Origin of the sequence: Streptomyces sp. MBT65, from assembly GCF_016612545.1 — a bacterium.
Classification (GTDB): Bacteria; Actinomycetota; Actinomycetes; order Streptomycetales; family Streptomycetaceae; genus Streptomyces.
Genome location: NZ_JAENRY010000790.1, coordinates 1 through 390 on the forward strand (window position 1 = coordinate 1; position 390 = coordinate 390).

Annotated in this window: 1 pseudogene; it reads right to left on the reverse strand. The window is 72.3% G+C overall.

Annotated features, from left to right (window positions below):
• Window positions 1–172: 172 nt before the first annotated feature.
• Window positions 173–390 (reverse strand): annotated as a pseudogene (locus JHN63_RS54170) (hypothetical protein); the annotation flags it as partial.

Below are 390 nucleotides of genomic sequence, written 5' to 3' on the forward strand. Positions count from 1 at the left end.
GGCGAAGAGGTGGGGGTGGCCGCGGCGGCGGTGGCCGGCTGTATCGCGGCGAGAGCTCCGGCGGCGAGACAGCCGGCTATGAGCAGGGAGAGGGGCGCGCGTCGGCGCGCACGTCTGGAGGACAGCAAGGGGGCACCCTTTTCGTCGCGTTCAGGACCCGGTCGGGCCGGGATCACAGGGGTTCGTAACCGCTGTACGAGTCGTCCTCGCAGGCGGGGTCCGCCGTCGTGTCGTCGGCAGGTGCACCCGGTGCGGCGGGCGTCGGTTCAGGGGGTGTCGGTTCGGGGGGTATCGGTTCGGGGAGCGTCGGTTCGGGGGGTGCGCTGCTCATCCGACGGATGGATGCCTCTCCGGTCATGTCCAGGTGCGGGCCGGTCTGCGGACCCTGCG